The following is a 16489-nucleotide window of genomic DNA, read 5'->3' as shown; positions in this document are numbered from 1 at the left end:
CTTTGTTTAGTCGCCAAGTTTACCGACTTTATCCTGTATGCTTACTGAATCGCTTCATGTTCAGCCTTAGTTTTCACGTCTACAACTGTCACGTTCTCTTCGATCACGTCAAGACCAGAGGTGACGTCATTCGTATTCACTAGTTTATCGGCAACGTTAGTAAAGAAACTGCCATCGACCGTGAACAAGTCTTCGATATCGTCTAAACAAAGACTGACAATTTTTTGCAATACCTCGTCTTCATAGGCCAATTCGCCTTTAACTTTAGATTTAGTGTGCTTTGTTTCGGGTTTGTTGAGTGTTGTGGTTGGCATTAAACGTCCTGCTTTGACGCGGGGTTACTTAAATAATCGTCTTCCAAAAACCAATCGTCAGTAACAGCAATGTGATCACTAAACCTGTGAAACCACCGATGATTGATACCAGCAATGTCTTCAAGTCTTGTGCTAATCTTTTTCGTAAACTGTTTAGATTACAACGTTGCGTTTGGTGATGACCGCAGCATACCGTGAATTTTTACCTTCAGCTGCCTTCGCGAAAGCTTAGTGGTAACTTTGGGTTCGCTAATAAATGGTTTCTGTCGAAGCGCTGAAGGGTAAAAGTTATCAATGGCCTTTTTAGATATTCGCAGCTGACCATTGGTATGGCGGATGCGATATAACTGGAAAGTCTTAGGCCAGTTGATAATCACAATCAGGATCACTGTTAAAGCTAAGCCACCCCAAAAGAGGTAATTCTGAGTCACGTTCTGCATCGTACCTGAGTCTAAGAAAGCTAAGTGCAATGGTTTACCGACTACGGACCAGATTTCAAGCATTAGACCTAAAGACAACGGTATTGCGAGAACAAGTAGGATTGCAAGTCCCATTTTAGTGAAGGTTTGCAAGTTATCACCACCTTTCTTTGTAATACCATCATAACAAGTGAGAAGCGGTGATTTCTAGAAGAATGCTTATAAATTTATTATCGTTATCATAAGTGATTTATTTAGTTAGCGAAATAATACTTTTAGAATATTTTGTCTTATTTTAGAACAAAAATTGGTCATTAGTTACGTACACTAGCAGTTGGGTTGCCCACTGAAGGGTCGATCGCCAAACGGAATAAGATGTCGCTTTTTTCGGAAAACGGCAGGCCGTCTATATACAGTTCGCGGTAGGCGTCAACTTTAGTCCGCTGGTAGTCGGCTTTTTCAATGGCGGTGTTAAGCACCTGCAAGGTTTTGGCTTGCGAACCGATTTCGCCGTGCCCCGTTGCTTGAATCTCGGTGCCTTCAGCCAGCTGTTCAAAGTGGATTTGATCAGAAAGTGATTTTTCCCAGTTGGCGTAATTCTTGGCAGCTTCGAAGGTATTCTGGTGGATGAACAGGGGCTGTTTAAGCCAGATCTTAAATTTTTCCCCATCGCCGTCAAGCGTCCAAACCGCTTGGAGCGGGTAGGGGCGGTACGTCTTAAAACCACCGACTTCGATGCCAATATTTTGACTATCGGCAATGATGGCCGCAATCTTTTGCACGGCCCTTGCCAAGAGAACGAATGTATCGTCGGCCGTATGCTGCAGTGCCCGTCCTTCAGCAGTGATGTAGCTGCGAGTAGTTAATTCAACTAATGACGGTGTTGCAGTGCGCTGATACTCAGCAGGTTCGTAAGTTTCCCAGTTGAACATGGTGAATCCCTCCTTAATTGTTTGATAACGGTAAAGTCCGGTTCTAATGCGCCGTCATTTTAGACCATTCGGAGTGGACACACCACTAACTAGGCTTGTTTTGGGACAATCTGAGACAATGCTGTCTATTAGTTTGATTTCAAGCTGCAGCTTAGGCAATCTGAAAGGACTCACAAGCACTAAAATAAGTCGTCATGATTTTAGGCGAAAGTTTTATTTGGAATACGCCATGTTAGTCGCGAGCTATTTGGCGTGAAGGGCATTGCATGAGTATTTTTCTGCGTCAAAAAATAGGGTGAAATCGTTGAGTTTCAGCGACAATATCGATAAACTGACACTGTAAAATAACGTATTGATCGTTTTTAATAACATAGGAAGGATGTTATCGATGAAAGTCCAATATGTTCTTGCTGCAGCCTTGACGTCACTGATGCTAGCCGGCTGCAGTTCAAATCATCAGTCGCAGGATAAGAGCAGTGCATCTTCTTCTAGCGCTGCCAGTCACAGTCAGTCAAGTTCAAGCAGTCAGTCATCGTCAGACAGTGATGTCAGCCAGGTCAAACTACCAGCAGCCACAGCGATTAAAACGTATCAGAAAACCTTTGCTGATTCGCAGATCACGGATCTTTCAGTTGAGCGGGAATTGGGAAAATACCAATATGAAATCGATGGTGTCGATGACAATCATGAACATACGCTGAAATTAGACGCGAATAGCGGCAAAATCCTGATCAAAAAGAGTGAACGGCTAGAAGCGGATGAAGCAAATGGTGCAGAACGGCAAGACGCATTGGATCTGAATAATGTGATTGGCTTATCACGTGCCGTGAAAACAGCTCAGCCAAAGGCGAAAGGACAAACGGCAACGGAGGCTTCAATTGATAAAGAGAGTGAACAAACCTATTGGGAGATCCAATTTGAACACCAGGGGCAGGAGACTAGTGTGAAGCTCAACGCGCAAACGGGCAGGATACTGACGGTCGATACGGATGATTGATTCGATTTCAGCGCATATGGGAACGCTTGCTTCAACGTCATCAAAAGCGTATATTACTCCTTAAATGAGGTGATTTTTGATGAGGAAATGGATTGTTGCTGGAGTCGTATTGTTTGCTGGATTAGGGTTGACTGGTATCAGTGCCAGTGCAAGCAGCTATGGCACGACTGCTAAGTCAGTTCGGGGAAACTGGTATTGGACAACTGGTCACTACCGGGGAGCAGCTGCTGGTGAAGAGGTAACATTGTCAACGCATAAATTTGCCTGGAACGCTTTTCCGGTAGGCACGGGAAACTTCGGTTATCTGTCAACCATCAGTAAGGTTCATGGCTGGTACAGAATCAACCTTGGAACTGCCGCCAAATTAAGCAAGAATAAGAATCAGGGTCTTCATGGTTTGGGCAAGTCGGCCTACATGTATTTTCGCAAGACCACTCACAAGGTAAATGGTAAGACTCAGTCCGTTCTGTTATGGCGCGTAACGGGTTCAAAACTGAAATCAGCGCTGATCCTGACGCATCATAAAACGTATCTGCATAAGGGGCAGCAAACTGTTACTGTTAAAGCGAACGGTTCATATCACTATTAAACTAAAGTTGGATCCGAAGGTCGCAGGCAATCGCCCGCGACCTTTTTTCGACCATTTATCGGGGAAATAGACCAGTTATTCCGACAATCTAGCTATTAGTAAAGAATGCGGATAAACTGTTTTTGAAAGGAGGGGAAGAAAGTGGATGTTATTTTTAATCTAGCCAAGAAATTTGTCACACCATCAATTAGTATCAACGCGCAAAAGGAAAACCCAGAACTGATTCAGTTGTCGATTGAGATCGATCGGCTGGTGAATAAAATGACCGTCATCGGTTACCAAGATAATCGGCGAATAGTGGTGCCGTTTTATCGCATTATTCGGTTTTACACGCAAGGTAAGCACGTGGTCTGTGAAACCACAGCGGGTACCTACCGTGTGCATCAGCGGATGTATGAGTTAAGATCGCAGCTTTCAGATTCAACGTTCATCTCCGTTTCCAATGCTGAAATTGTCAACAAGGCAGCCATTCAGTCGTTCTCATTGACTAGCAGCGGCAGTTATCGGATTAATTTAACAACGGGAGCGAGTACCTATACGTCAAGACGCTACGTTAAGCAAATCAAGGAGGCTTTTTTGAAATGAAAGTAATCGGACATATGATTTCCGGAGCGGTGATCGGGATTACCATCGGGTTTATGATGGCACTCGTTTTTTCGGTGCTGAATCAAACCGCAACCTTTATGCCGTCAACACCGGAATTTGTCGCTCGGTTCAGCAATAATTTAATGGCGACTATCGTCTCAGCGGGTTTGTGGGCTTTGATGGGAATCGTTTTTGACGTGACCAGCTATTTGATCTTTGAAAAGAGTCAATGGAGCATCACCCATCAGACAATCGTTCACTTTATCGTGACCTATGCGTGCTTTACACCGTTAGCCATTATTGCGGACTGGTTTCCGGTACAGCATTACTTCCTTTCATACACGCTGGAGTTTGTCATAATCTACGTGATGATGTGGTTCATTTCCATGCAGATTGCTAAAGCCAAGGTTCGCCGGCTGAATCAGTTGCTGCATGAAAACAAATCCTAAAATGACAGAAATTTAAATACGAAAGAAATTCATGAATTAATTGAAAATTAACTACCACATTTCTCCCATCCATAGTATGATTTAAGCACGTTAAATCGGGTCAGTTTCAAAACTTTGCGAAGTGTGAAAATGCGAATTTCATAGCATTTTTACTAATTGGACCGTATCAATTTAAAAAGTTGTTGACTTTTTTGGGATAATTGGTATTATTAATAAAGCAAATGGACCATAACGATTTTTCGTTAATTGTCAGAAGTAAAGCTATTTAAATGAAGGAGTGTATAATTTCATGGCAGTAGATTATGATTCCAAGTCATACTTGGAAAAAGTTGACGCCTGGTGGCGTGCCACAACGTATCTTTCAGGTGGTATGATCTTCCTGAAGAACAACCCATTGTTCTCAGTTACTAACACACCAATCCAAGCGGACGACGTAAAAGTTAAGCCAATTGGTCACTGGGGTACGATTTCAGGACAAACGTTCCTGTACGCCCATGCCAACCGTTTGATCAACAAGTACGGTTTGAACATGTTCTATATTGGTGGTCCCGGTCACGGTGGCCAAGTAATGGTTACTAACTCATACTTGGACGGTACTTACACCGACGCCTACCCTGAAATCACACAGGATCTTGAAGGTATGTCACGTCTTTACAAGCGGTTCTCATTCCCTGGTGGAATTGGTTCCCACATGACTGCTCAAACTCCTGGCTCACTTCATGAAGGTGGCGAACTTGGTTATTCACTTTCACACGCAACTGGTGCCGTTCTGGATAACCCAGACCAAATCGCCTTTACTGTTGTTGGTGATGGTGAAGTTGAAACCGGTCCTGCTATGACTGCTTGGAACTCAATCAAGTTCTTGAACCCTAAGAACGACGGTGCCGTTTTACCAATTCTTGACTTAAACGGCTTCAAGATTTCCAACCCAACTCTCTTCAGTCGGATGAGCGACGAAAACATCGCTAAGTTCTTCGAAGGCCTTGGCTGGTCACCTCGTTTCCTTGAAAACGATGATATTCACAATTACATGACTTACCACGAAAAAGCTGCTAAGTTATTTGATCAAGCAATTGCTGATATCAAACAAATCCAAAAAGATGCTCGCGAAAACGGCAAGTACGAAGATGGTACTATTCCAGCTTGGCCTGTTGTTATCGCACGTTTGCCTAAAGGTTGGGGCGGTCCTAAGACAAACCCAGCTGGCGAACCAATTGAAAACTCATTCCGTGCTCACCAAGTTCCGCTTGGCTTGAGCCAAAAGAACCTTGCTGAATTACCAGAATTCGAAGCTTGGATGAACTCATACAAGCCAGAAGAATTATTTAACACTGATGGTTCATTGAAGGCCGAAGTTGCTGACTTTGCCCCTAAGGGTGACAAGCGGATGGCAGCCAACCCCGTAACTAACGGTGGCCGTCGTCGTGGCGAAAAGCCTGCTATGCTTGACTTACCTGACTGGAAGAGCTTAGCCAACGACATCAATGCTGACAACCGTGGAACGTTATTACCAGATGGTAACCGTAACATGGATATGAACGTTCTTTCTTCGTTCTTTGCTGGCGTTGCTACTAAGAACCCAACTTCATTCCGTGTATTCGGCCCTGACGAAACCATGTCAAACCGTCTCTGGGATATGTTCAAGATGACTAACCGTCAATGGATGAGCAAGGTCAAGAACCCTAATGACCAATACGAAGCCCCAGAAGGCCGTATTTTAGATGCTCAATTGTCAGAACACCAAGCTGAAGGCTGGCTTGAAGGTTACACTCTGACTGGTCGTCAAGGAATCTTTGCTTCATACGAATCATTCTTGCGGGTTGTTGACTCAATGACGACGCAACACTTCAAGTGGATCCGTCAAGCTGCTGCTGAACCATGGCGCAATGATTACCCATCATTGAACCTGATCTCAACTTCAACTGTCTTCCAACAAGACCACAACGGTTATACCCACCAAGACCCAGGTATGCTGACCCACTTGGCTGAAAAGAAGTCTGACTTTATCCGTCAATATCTTCCAGCCGATGGTAACACGTTGTTAGCTGTCTTTGACCGTGCCTTCCGTGACCGTCAAAAGGTTAACCACATCGTTGCTTCTAAGCAACCTCGTCAACAATGGTTCTCAATCGACGAAGCTGAAGAATTAGCTACTGAAGGTATCAAGGCAATTGATTGGGCTTCAACTGTTGCTGAAGGTGAAGATGCTGATATCGTCTTTGCTTCAGCCGGTGTTGAACCAACTATCGAAACCTTAGCTGCTATCGATTTGATCAACGATGCATTCCCATCAGTTAAGATGCGTTATGTCAACGTTGTTGAACTTGGACGTCTTCAAAAGAAGAACGGCCCTCTGAACGCAGAACGTTCATTGTCAGATGACAAGTTCACATCACTATTCGGTCAATCAGGAACTCCAGTACTCTTTGGTTTCCACGGTTACGAAGACTTGATCGAATCAATCTTCTACGAACGTCAACATGCTGGTGCACACGTCCATGGTTACCGTGAAGATGGTGATATCACCACTGCTTACGACATGCGTGTATACTCTAAGCTTGATCGTTTCAACCAATCTAAAGATGCTGTTAACACATTGATTGAAAAGGGTGTTATCGACGAAGCTGCCGGTAAAGCCTTCGACAAGAAGATGGATGACATCTTAGCAAAACACTTCAAGGTTACTCGTGACGAAGGTCGCGACATTGAAGAATTCACTAAATGGCAATGGACACCATTGAAGAAGTAATTTCTTTAACGGCTAAATGAACATTTTAAAAAAGCACCGACTCAGAAATGGGTCGGTGCTTTTTGTTGTATTTTGAATGAGCTTGATACAATGTTTCAATGGTCGCTTATAAATGATCAAGCATTTTATCGTCGCTAACTGAGACGGCAGGCACCGTTGAACGTTCCCTCGAGGCGAAGAAACCAAAGATAACACACCATAAGATGCCTAACGTTGCGGGGAGCCAGTTGCTGCTATCGAAGAACAGGCTGATATAAATAACAACGAAAAAGCCAATCAATAACGGATCAACGACTTTGTAGGCTGGCATCAAAAATCCGTCAGGCATAAAATCAGCTGATTGACGATATCGGTAATGAGCCACAACGGTTAGCGAATAAACAATGAGATATAAGTCACTAGATGTAGAAGTAATCAAGCTAAAGGCGTTTGAGACGATGGGGAGAGCACTGATAAGGGGTGCCAACAGAATTAGGGTAGCGGAAATTAAGATGCCCTTAGCTGGGACTCCATGAGTTGAAATGATTTTAAAACGGCGCATGAACCGACCGTTCGATTCTGTAGCTAGCTGGTAAAAATGGCGACCAGATGAATAAATCATACTATTCAGCGACGACGCTGCAGAGGTCAAAACCACAAAGTTAATTACCGCGGCAGCTGCTCGCAAACCGACCAATGAAAACACCTGTACAAATGGACTTTGTTTTACTGACAAACTTTGCCATGGATAAATCAACATAATGACTATTAGGGCACCAATGTAGAAAATCAGGATTCGATAAATGACTTCATTAATTGCTTTTGGCAGTACGTGACGAGGATTTTTGGTTTCAGCGGTGGTGATCCCAATGAACTCCATTCCTAAAAAAGCGAAGAAGACCATCGGGAAGGCTCCGATAAAACTGTGAATGCCGTTTGGAAATAGTGAAAGATGTGTTGTGATATTAGCTAAACCAACTTGACCGGTAGGCGTCTTGAATTGCGTGAGCAACAACATGATTCCGGTAGCAATCATTGCCAGGATAGCGACGATTTTAATCATTGCAAACCAGAATTCTGCTTCACCAAATATACGGACGGCAATTAAATTAACGCTGGTCAATACAGCCAAAAAGCCAACTTGAATTAACCAAGCAGGGGTGTGCGGGAACCAAAACCGAACGTAAGTTGCGATGGCAGTTAACTCAGCCATGCCGACAAAAATCAAACCGATCCAGTAGGTCCATCCTGCAAAGTATCCTGTGCGTTGACCCAGATAACGACTAATAAACGCGATAAAGGTATGCTGTGAAGGATCCTGGTACAGCATTTCACCAATGCCACGCATCATCAAAAAGAAAAACATTCCAATAATAACGTATACCAAAATAATCGACGGACCAGTTTTAGTTATGGACGTGCTGGCACCTAAGAAGAGGCCAGTACCAATTGTGCCACCAAGTGCAATCATTTGAACATGCCGATTAGATAGAGTTCGTTTTGTACCATCGGCATTCGTGTTTTCTTGTTTGTCCATAGTCTCACTCCTTTTATTGGTGTTAATTTAATCACCAAATGAAATAAAATTCAATAGAAAAATTAAAAATAAATGAGATTTTGAATTAAAAATGATTTTTATTAGGTTTGAAATCACTGACTTTAATGAAACAAACGGCATTTTATATAATCAAATTATTTTTTAATAGTTAATTATGCATAATAGTAATGAATAAATAATTACATGACGGCGTCAATTATCAACCGACCATTACATGACTGCGGCGAATTAATATCAGCCATAATATACTAAGCGAGTGATGTCATTTATTAGGTTAAGACAAGGATGGCGATTTTTAAAAGTTTACTAGTAAATGTTAGTAATGTGGGTTAAATGATGCATTTCTTTAAAAATGGATATTCAACACCTGAATATTTTGCTGATGAGTAGGTAAAAACATATCGGAATATTTGGCGAAATAAAAAAAGAATTTAGCGCCACACTTCCCGGCTAATCAGGCTTAGAGGGTGTTTAACAAGGTAAAGATTTGCAATAAAAGCTAAAACTGCGCTAACCCACGTTATGTTTAATGACATAGGTTTTACTTTAATTGATAATTTACAATGGCGTCAACGCTTAATTTATCGGTAATTGGCTTAATATCCTATTATTGGCCAACCTTACATAGTTCTGATTATTGCGGTATTTTATTGATTATCTATTAGAAAGGTATAGGATGTATTTCATTATGTTAAGCTTCCTAACATAAACTACTTGGACTAAACGATAGGAGAGATCGATATGAGAATTGAACAGGACTGTATTGGTAAATTAGCGATTGATGACGATGCTTTATACGGTATTCACAGCAAGCGAGCAGTAAAGAACTTTCCCATTTCAAATGAGAAAGTCCATCCCTTAATCATTGAAAGTTTCCTCCAAATCAAAAAGGCTGCGGCACAGGTTAATCGTCAAGCTGGAACTTTATCAGCGGAAAAGGCAAGCACCATTACAGCGGCGTGCAATCAGTTATTGCTTGGTCAACATCAAGAAGCGTTTATTGTTCCTGCGATCCAAGGAAGTGCTGGTACATCAGCTAATATGAACGTGAACGAAGTAGTTGCCCACTTAGCAGAGGCACTAACGCCTGGTATTCATATTCACCCTAACGACGATGTTAATCAGTCGCAATCAACTAATGATACGTTTCCAACGGCCGGTCAAATGGCAATGTTAAAGAAACTCCCATCATTGTTAAAAGTGACTAATGGGTTGCTTGACGCCTTGGGGAAACTGGCACAGCAAAACAAGGATGTACTGAAAGTTGGTCGTACACAGTTACAAGATGCTGTACCAACCACCTATGGAAGAACCTTTGCGGCATATCGGTCACTTTTTAAACGGGATCTAGCCCGCTTGTCTGCTGTACGAAATGGCTTAGCGGTGGTCAATCTTGGGGGAACCGCAATCGGCACTGGGCTTAACGCTACTCGGTATTATCAAACGCATATTGTGGAACAGGTCAACCAGCTAACGCAATTAAATCTTGTGCAGGCTTCGGATTTGATCGATGCTACCCAAAATTGTGATATTGCGGTGGCCTTTTCCGGTGTGCTCAAAGCATTGGCAGTTGACTTGTCCAAATTTGCTAATGATCTGCGGCTGCTTGGCAGTGGCCCTCAAGCTGGGTTAGCAGAATTGCACGTGCCAGCAGTTCAGGCTGGGTCTTCGATTATGCCCGCTAAGGTAAACCCTGTCATTCCAGAAGTGGTTAACCAAGTTGCATTTGAGGTTATCGGTAATGACACCACGGTCACCTTAGCGGCACAGGGCGGGCAGCTTGAATTGAACGCTTTTGAACCCATTATGTTTCGCGACATACTTGCTAGTGAGACTTACCTGGAAAGGGGCATTCAAACCCTGGTTACTAACTGTCTGAACGGGCTCCAAGTTAACCGGACACAAACGCAACGTTACGTTGAGCATTCTGCGATTGTAGCAACAGTCCTATCACCGATTCTGGGCTATACCAAGACAACTGCGCTGATTAAACAAGCACTGCACGAAGACCGCTCCGTACGAGAAATTATTCTTGACGATCGGCTCTTACCTGCCGAGCAAGTTGACCGTTTATTGTCGCCTGAAAGCCTGCTTCACGGGCAATCTGCTACAAAAAGAAACATCAAAGAAGGATAAGGGATTGATTTAACTAGTTTGAACTATTGAATTCAGAAATTATCAAAAACGGGGAATCTTGCTGAAAGGAGTCTTGTAAAATGGCAATTGCTAAACATCGACCGAGCCGAATCGTGATCAATGAGACCGCAATTTATCAAAATATTGTAAACGAGAAGGCTAGGCTAACTGATGGAACCGATTTATTCATGGTGGTGAAGGCAAATGCATACGGACACGGTCTTATTCAAGTGGCAGCGATAGCAGTCCGTGCGGGTGCGACGGGTTTTTGTGTGGCGGTTCTAGATGAGGCACTGGCTTTACGGGAGGCTGGTTTCACGCAACCCATTCTAGTGCTAGGGATCACTGAATCACAGAATGCCGCGCTATTAGCGATTAACCATATTTCCGCAACAGTTTGTTCGCTAGCTTGGTTAAAAAATGCCAGTCGTTTTTTAGATGCAGCTCACGTTAAGCTGCCATTAGCGGTTCATCTGGGACTGGATACGGGAATGGGAAGAATTGGTTTTCAAACCCCAACGGAATTATCATTAGCTTTGGCGTACTTGAAGACAACGAAGCAGTTTAAATTTGAAGGTATTTTCACCCATTTCTCAAAAGCTGATTCGACTGAAACCGGGTATTTCGAAAAGCAGCTTAAAAGATGGTGTGCCTTCATGACGGTCGTTACTAATCGGCCCAAATACGTTCACGTCTCCAACACAGCCACAAGCTTATGGCATGATACCTGTAATGGTAATCTGATCCGTTTTGGCGTTGGCGGGTACGGCTTAAATCCATCGGGAGTTGACCTTGAGGCACCATTTGTTTTACAGCCCGCAATGCGGTTAGAATCGCGTACGGTTTTTGTAAAGTTGTTAAAAGCGGGTCAATCAGTGAGCTATGGGGCTACCTATACGGCACAGGAAGACGAATGGGTAGCCACTGTTCCGATTGGCTATGCCGACGGGTACAGACGCCAGCTTCAGGGTTTCCATGTGTTAGTAGATGGTCATTTTTGTGAAATCATTGGTAGAATATGTATGGATCAACTGATGATCCGCTTACCGCGTCAATACTCAGTAGGCACACTTGTTACACTGGTTGGTAAAGATCATGGCCAATCGATTTCGCTTCAAGCTATCGCAGATTACTGTGGCACGATTCATTACGAAATTGCCTGCGGCTTTACTGACCGCTTACCACGGGTTTATCAGAATTAGAAATGTCATGATCGATGTTAAATTTTGGGACTTTTACAAAGTTTAGATTTTTGAATAGTATCTATAAATTTAGGCTACAAGCTGTCGGCTTAGCATCGACTGACTTGTAGCCTATTTTTGATAATAAATGTTGGCATCTACCAAGGTTCGTTTTACCCTACGAAGTTTTCTGTTGGCGATATTCTCTTGGCGAAACTTGGTATTCCTTTTTGAAAACGCGGGAGAAGTAGTAGCTGTCGGTGTACCCCAACCGGGCAGCGATTTGCTGGATTGGAATATTGGTAAATCTAAGGTAGTGGCTAGCACGAGCTACTTTAGCTGATGTGATAAATTGATTCACGCTGACCTGAGTCACTTTGCGGAAGGTTCGGCTCAGGTAACTGACTGAGATGCCCAGCTTTCTAGCAATGTCTTCTAATTTAATCGGGCTGCTGATGTTGTTATAAATGTATTGAATGGCTGTGTCAACGTAGGTACTGCCCGTAGTAACATCGCTTTTGTTGACGCTTAAGCCAGAGAGAAGCGCACCTAACAGCTGTGAAACATACAGTTCACGATTAAACGAAAAGCCTGGTTGAAAGGTTTTTATCATGAACCAAAACAACTCCATGACTGATTTAATTTGATTAATGGGTAGTTCTTCTAAATAAAAAGCAAAGCTTGGGTAGACACAGGGGTAACTAGTTGCCAGTTTACCGCGAAAATGTACCCAGTAGATGTCCCACGGATCGTTTGCTGCTGTGAAGTATTTATGGGCGACATTAGGGGGCAAGATAATGAACGAGTGCTGTTTCATTGCGTACGTCTTCTTGTTGACAACAACCGTTCCTGACCCGTTGGTACAAAAAATCATGACCCAGGTATTGGTGCCGTGTTTACGGGAAACGTAGTGATAATCGGCATTGGGGAAAAAGCCCAAGTCGGTGACGTACAGGTTGTTAAAAATGGGTGAGGATGCATATGACTGTAGCAGGGCAGGAGGTAACACAAACAGATATTCGTTATCGAAATTTTCTAAACGACGCATAGTATCACTCCATCGATAAATATAACGTATTATATAAAGCGCTTACATTATATACCGATTGTAGCGAATAATCCATCTTTGGGTGAAGATAGTGCATTTTAAGAAAGCGCTTTCTGTACTATGGTTTAGGTAATCAAAAGACAGAAAGGACGATTTCAATGAATACAATTACCGGTGTTTCTATTACGGAAACGACGATCACGTTACCAACGTATCAAACCAGTAAACCCGAAAAGAACCCGATGTTTCTCGAAAAGAGAGTCTACCAAGGCAGCAGTGGCAAGGTATATCCCTTCCCCGTTACGGAAAAGATCCACGAAGACAAGGTTGATCAAAAATATCGCGCAATCATCCTGGAGAATCAGTATCTCCAGGTAACCTTTTTACCTGAATTAGGTGGCCGAATCTACCGGGCTTTAGATAAAACAAATAACTACGACTTCGTTTACTATAACCACGTGATTAAACCCGCTTTAGTCGGTTTAACGGGGTCTTGGATATCAGGCGGGATTGAATTTAACTGGCCGCAGCACCACCGTCCGGACACCTTTTTACCGGTTGAAACGAAAATTGAGGAACATGATGGCGCCAAAACGTTGTGGATCAGCGATATTGATAAAATGTACGGGACTAAAATCCTGGTTGGCTTTACGATGTTTGCCGACAAGGCTTATTTAAAGTTAGATGAGCACTTCAGTAACCCGACTGATTTACCGCAAACCTTCCTTTGGTGGGCTAATCCGGCTGTACCAGTGAATGACAATACGCAATCAATTTTCCCGCCGGACGTTAATGCCGTCTTTGATCACGGCAAGCGGGCAGTCTCCACTTTTCCAATTGCCACCGGTGAGTACTATAAGATCGACTATTCTGCGGGGGTTGATATTTCCCGCTACAAGAACGTGCCCGTACCAACGTCGTACATGGCTGCCCATTCCGAATATGACTTTTTGGGCAACTACGATCACCAAAAGAAGGCTGGCTTACTGCACGTTGCCGATCACCACACTTCACCTGGTAAGAAGCAGTGGACATGGGGCAACGCCGACTTTGGCCAGTCTTGGGACAACCAGCTGACGGATAATGACGGTCCGTATATTGAACTGATGGTTGGTACCTATACTGACAATCAGCCAGACTTTACCTGGTTGAAGCCACACGAACAAAAGACTTCTACGGAGTATTTCATGCCGTATAAGGACGTTGGGGCGGTTAAAAACGCCACCATTAACGCGGCCGTGAACCTGGAAGTCACCGATCAGGGTGTGGCAGTTAAAGCTTACGCGACGTCTGTTTACCATGATGCACACGTTAAATTGTACCAGCAGGGTAAACTGGTGGCAGATGAAACGGTGACGTTGAGCCCCACTCAGACATTTGAGAAAGAATACGATTTAAAGGGCGCAAAGTCCGAGTTCAAACTCGTTGTAACGAATGCCGACGAACAGCAGTTGGTCACTTATCAGCCGGCAGCAGACCAAATTCAACCGATTCCAGATCCTGCTAAGGCCATTGCTGCGCCAGAAGAAATCAAGACCAACGATGAATTATACTTTGCGGCTCAGCATCTCGAACAGTATCGGCACGCCACTTATCGACCCGATGATTACTATCTTGAAGGCCTTAAGCGTGATAAAGATGACGACCGGATCAACGATGCTTATGGTCTTTTACTCTATCGGCGCGGATTATTTGCCGAAAGTCAAACGTATTTTGAACGGGCAATCGCACGTGAGACCGAACACAACACCAACCCATTTTCCGGTGCTGCACACTATCACTTAGGGCTTAGCCTAATGATGCAAGGACAGCTTAAAGAGGCTTATGATCACTTCTTTAAAGCTACTTGGTCTTATGAAACACAGTCAGTCGGCTTTTTAGCGTTGGCACAAGTGAAGAGTCTCGAAGGCGATTTAGATGCCGCGCTAGTTGATGTCGATAAGGGGTTAAATACCAACTATCGTGATATGACATTGCGGACACTCAAGGTAAACTTGCTGCGCCGTGCGCATAAAAATGAAACTGCTAAGCAACTGGTAAAGCAAAACGCTGCTATTGATCCGCTAAGTCTGGGTAACCGTTACGAAGCCTGGAGACTGGATCCGAGCACAGAGCATCAACAGGCGCTGGAAAAAGCCTTAAATCACAAGCTAAATAATCATTTGAGTTTAGCAGAGCCGTACATTAAAGCGGGTCAGTTCGCGGATGCCTTAGCTATTATCCAACTATATTCAGCTGACAGTCCAATCAAGAGTTACTACGAAGCCTTTCTCTCAAATAAATTAGGTGATTCCAAGGCTGCTAAAGCGCTTGCTAAGCAGGGTGCAGCTGGTGATCCGGACTACGTCTTTCCAAACCGGTTAATGGATGTCGTCGTTTTAAACGCTGCGATTGAGCAAAACCCAAGCGATGGGCTGGCCGCTTATTATCTCGGCGATTTCTACTATGATCGAAAGGTCTATGACCGCGCGACGCAGTTATGGGAACAGTGTGTTAAAGCTAACCCGGATTATCCAATGGCACACCGGAACCTGTCGATTGCTTACTTTAACCGGCAGCATCAGCCCCAAAAGGCACTGCATGAATTGGAATTAGCGTTTAAGCTGGATCCGCAAAACAGTCGTTTAGTCTTTGAATTGGATACCCTCTACGAGAAGCTCAATCGGCCCTTGACTGACCGGCTGAAGTTTCTGCAAGATCATTTTGATCTGACTCAGCAGCGTGACGACAGCTATATTTCATTGGTGACGCTGTTAAATGAAACTGGGGATTATCAGCAGGCTTATGAGAAGGTGATGGACCATGTCTTCCACCCGTGGGAAGGCGGTGAAGGCAAGGTCAGCACGCAGTACGAATATGCGCTGGTTGAGCTGGCGAAACAAGATTTGGCTGCTAATCAGGTACAAGATGCCATCGGTAAACTTCAACAAGCGTTGACTTATCCACGCAGCTTAGGCGAAGGGAAACTGCCAATTGCCGTTGACAATATCATTAACTACTACCTGGGATTGGCCTTTAAAGCAAGTGGTGATGATGACCAGGCAAAGGAACACTTCGAGAAGGCAACGGGTGGTTTGAGTGAACCGACCGATATGATGTACTACAACGATCAACCGGCTGACACGATCTTTTATCAAGGATTGGCGTTTGAACAGCTGCACCGAATTAGTCAAGCTGATGCCCGCTATTATAAGCTGATCAGCTTTGGGGAACGACACTTATTCGATCAATTCAAGATGGATTACTTTGCCGTTTCATTACCGGATGCGCTGCTATTTGATGAAAATTATCAGGACCGGAATTCCGTTCACTGCTACTACTTGATGGCACTGGGGCACTTGGGCTTAGGACACGTGACGCAGGCGCAAGAACTCTTTAATAAAGCGCTGGCGATTAGCAACCATCATCAAGGTGTTTTACGGCATCACAATTTTAAAAAGGCAAGCGCTAAGTAAAACACCATAAGTGCAAGTTAAATAGAAAAAACGCCTTTTAATTATCTGCGATAATCCCTTTATGGTTGTCAGATGAAATACAATAATTCATCTGATGA

The 16489-nt window shown here is 43.7% G+C and carries 13 protein-coding genes; 8 read left to right on the top strand and 5 right to left on the bottom strand.

The features are described from left to right. Window positions 1–41: 41 nt before the first annotated feature. From CES81_RS07115 to CES81_RS07105, 3 genes are all read right to left on the bottom strand, one after another. A complete protein-coding gene (locus CES81_RS07115) occupies window positions 42–314 on the bottom strand; it encodes an Asp23/Gls24 family envelope stress response protein (RefSeq protein WP_439951282.1) in 273 nt (90 codons plus the stop codon). A 158-nt stretch (window positions 315–472) separates the two neighbouring features. Further along, window positions 473–886, bottom strand: coding sequence for an alkaline shock response membrane anchor protein AmaP (gene amaP / locus CES81_RS07110; RefSeq protein ID WP_089121236.1), 414 nt, complete (start codon window positions 884–886; stop codon window positions 473–475). Window positions 887–1047: 161 nt separating this feature from the next. Next, a complete protein-coding gene (locus CES81_RS07105) occupies window positions 1048–1665 on the bottom strand; it encodes a hypothetical protein (protein ID WP_089121235.1) in 618 nt (205 codons plus the stop codon). Window positions 1666–2053: 388 nt separating this feature from the next. On the opposite strand from CES81_RS07105, the gene CES81_RS07100 reads away from it, so the two are divergent. The 5 genes from CES81_RS07100 (at window position 2054) to CES81_RS07080 (ending at window position 7034) form a co-directional block, all read left to right on the top strand. Continuing rightward, window positions 2054–2662, top strand: a complete 609-nt coding sequence (locus tag CES81_RS07100; RefSeq protein WP_180949752.1) for a PepSY domain-containing protein — start codon at window positions 2054–2056, stop codon at window positions 2660–2662. 79 nt (window positions 2663–2741) lie between these two features. Next, window positions 2742–3251, top strand: a complete 510-nt coding sequence (locus CES81_RS07095) for a hypothetical protein (RefSeq protein ID WP_089121233.1) — start codon at window positions 2742–2744, stop codon at window positions 3249–3251. A 141-nt stretch (window positions 3252–3392) separates the two neighbouring features. Next, window positions 3393–3836, top strand: coding sequence for a LytTR family DNA-binding domain-containing protein (locus CES81_RS07090; RefSeq protein WP_089088933.1), 444 nt, complete (start codon window positions 3393–3395; stop codon window positions 3834–3836). Then, window positions 3833–4285 (top strand): DUF3021 domain-containing protein, encoded by a 453-nt coding sequence (locus CES81_RS07085; protein ID WP_089121232.1) that lies wholly within the window; start codon window positions 3833–3835, stop codon window positions 4283–4285. Before CES81_RS07090 ends, CES81_RS07085 begins: the two co-directional genes overlap by 4 nt. Before the next feature lie 289 nt (window positions 4286–4574). After that, window positions 4575–7034, top strand: a complete 2460-nt coding sequence (locus CES81_RS07080) for a phosphoketolase family protein (protein WP_089121231.1) — start codon at window positions 4575–4577, stop codon at window positions 7032–7034. A 106-nt stretch (window positions 7035–7140) separates the two neighbouring features. On the opposite strand, the gene CES81_RS07075 is transcribed toward CES81_RS07080, so the two are convergent. Then, window positions 7141–8550: an amino acid permease gene (locus CES81_RS07075; protein ID WP_089121230.1), complete on the bottom strand. Its 1410-nt coding sequence runs from the start codon at window positions 8548–8550 to the stop codon at window positions 7141–7143. A 762-nt stretch (window positions 8551–9312) separates the two neighbouring features. Between CES81_RS07075 and CES81_RS07070 the strand changes: the two genes are divergently transcribed. Then, window positions 9313–10707: an aspartate ammonia-lyase gene (locus CES81_RS07070; protein ID WP_089121229.1), complete on the top strand. Its 1395-nt coding sequence runs from the start codon at window positions 9313–9315 to the stop codon at window positions 10705–10707. Window positions 10708–10787: 80 nt separating this feature from the next. Next, window positions 10788–11909, top strand: coding sequence for an alanine racemase (alr, locus tag CES81_RS07065; RefSeq protein ID WP_089121228.1), 1122 nt, complete (start codon window positions 10788–10790; stop codon window positions 11907–11909). Window positions 11910–12066: 157 nt separating this feature from the next. On the opposite strand, the gene CES81_RS07060 is transcribed toward alr, so the two are convergent. Further along, window positions 12067–12936 (bottom strand): AraC family transcriptional regulator, encoded by an 870-nt coding sequence (locus CES81_RS07060; RefSeq protein ID WP_089088927.1) that lies wholly within the window; start codon window positions 12934–12936, stop codon window positions 12067–12069. Window positions 12937–13094: 158 nt separating this feature from the next. On the opposite strand from CES81_RS07060, the gene CES81_RS07055 reads away from it, so the two are divergent. Further along, window positions 13095–16391, top strand: a complete 3297-nt coding sequence (locus tag CES81_RS07055) for a tetratricopeptide repeat protein (protein WP_089121227.1) — start codon at window positions 13095–13097, stop codon at window positions 16389–16391. The last annotated feature ends 98 nt before the right edge of the window (window positions 16392–16489 follow it).

This window comes from Secundilactobacillus pentosiphilus, from assembly GCF_002217985.1.
In the GTDB taxonomy this organism is placed as follows: Bacteria; Bacillota; Bacilli; order Lactobacillales; family Lactobacillaceae; genus Secundilactobacillus; species Secundilactobacillus pentosiphilus.
This window is presented reverse-complemented; position numbering and strand designations above follow the sequence as displayed.

Coding starts and splice junctions, on each gene's coding strand:
- CES81_RS07080 (WP_089121231.1), top strand. CDS start 4,575: ATGGCAGTAGATTATGATTCCAAGTCATACTTGGAAAAAGTTGACGCC.
- CES81_RS07100 (WP_180949752.1), top strand. CDS start 2,054: ATGAAAGTCCAATATGTTCTTGCTGCAGCCTTGACGTCACTGATGCTA.
- CES81_RS07085 (WP_089121232.1), top strand. CDS start 3,833: ATGAAAGTAATCGGACATATGATTTCCGGAGCGGTGATCGGGATTACC.
- CES81_RS07075 (WP_089121230.1), bottom strand. CDS start 8,550: ATGGACAAACAAGAAAACACGAATGCCGATGGTACAAAACGAACTCTA.
- alr (WP_089121228.1), top strand. CDS start 10,788: ATGGCAATTGCTAAACATCGACCGAGCCGAATCGTGATCAATGAGACC.
- CES81_RS07055 (WP_089121227.1), top strand. CDS start 13,095: ATGAATACAATTACCGGTGTTTCTATTACGGAAACGACGATCACGTTA.
- CES81_RS07115 (WP_439951282.1), bottom strand. CDS start 314: ATGCCAACCACAACACTCAACAAACCCGAAACAAAGCACACTAAATCT.
- CES81_RS07070 (WP_089121229.1), top strand. CDS start 9,313: ATGAGAATTGAACAGGACTGTATTGGTAAATTAGCGATTGATGACGAT.
- CES81_RS07095 (WP_089121233.1), top strand. CDS start 2,742: ATGAGGAAATGGATTGTTGCTGGAGTCGTATTGTTTGCTGGATTAGGG.
- CES81_RS07105 (WP_089121235.1), bottom strand. CDS start 1,665: ATGTTCAACTGGGAAACTTACGAACCTGCTGAGTATCAGCGCACTGCA.
- CES81_RS07060 (WP_089088927.1), bottom strand. CDS start 12,936: ATGCGTCGTTTAGAAAATTTCGATAACGAATATCTGTTTGTGTTACCT.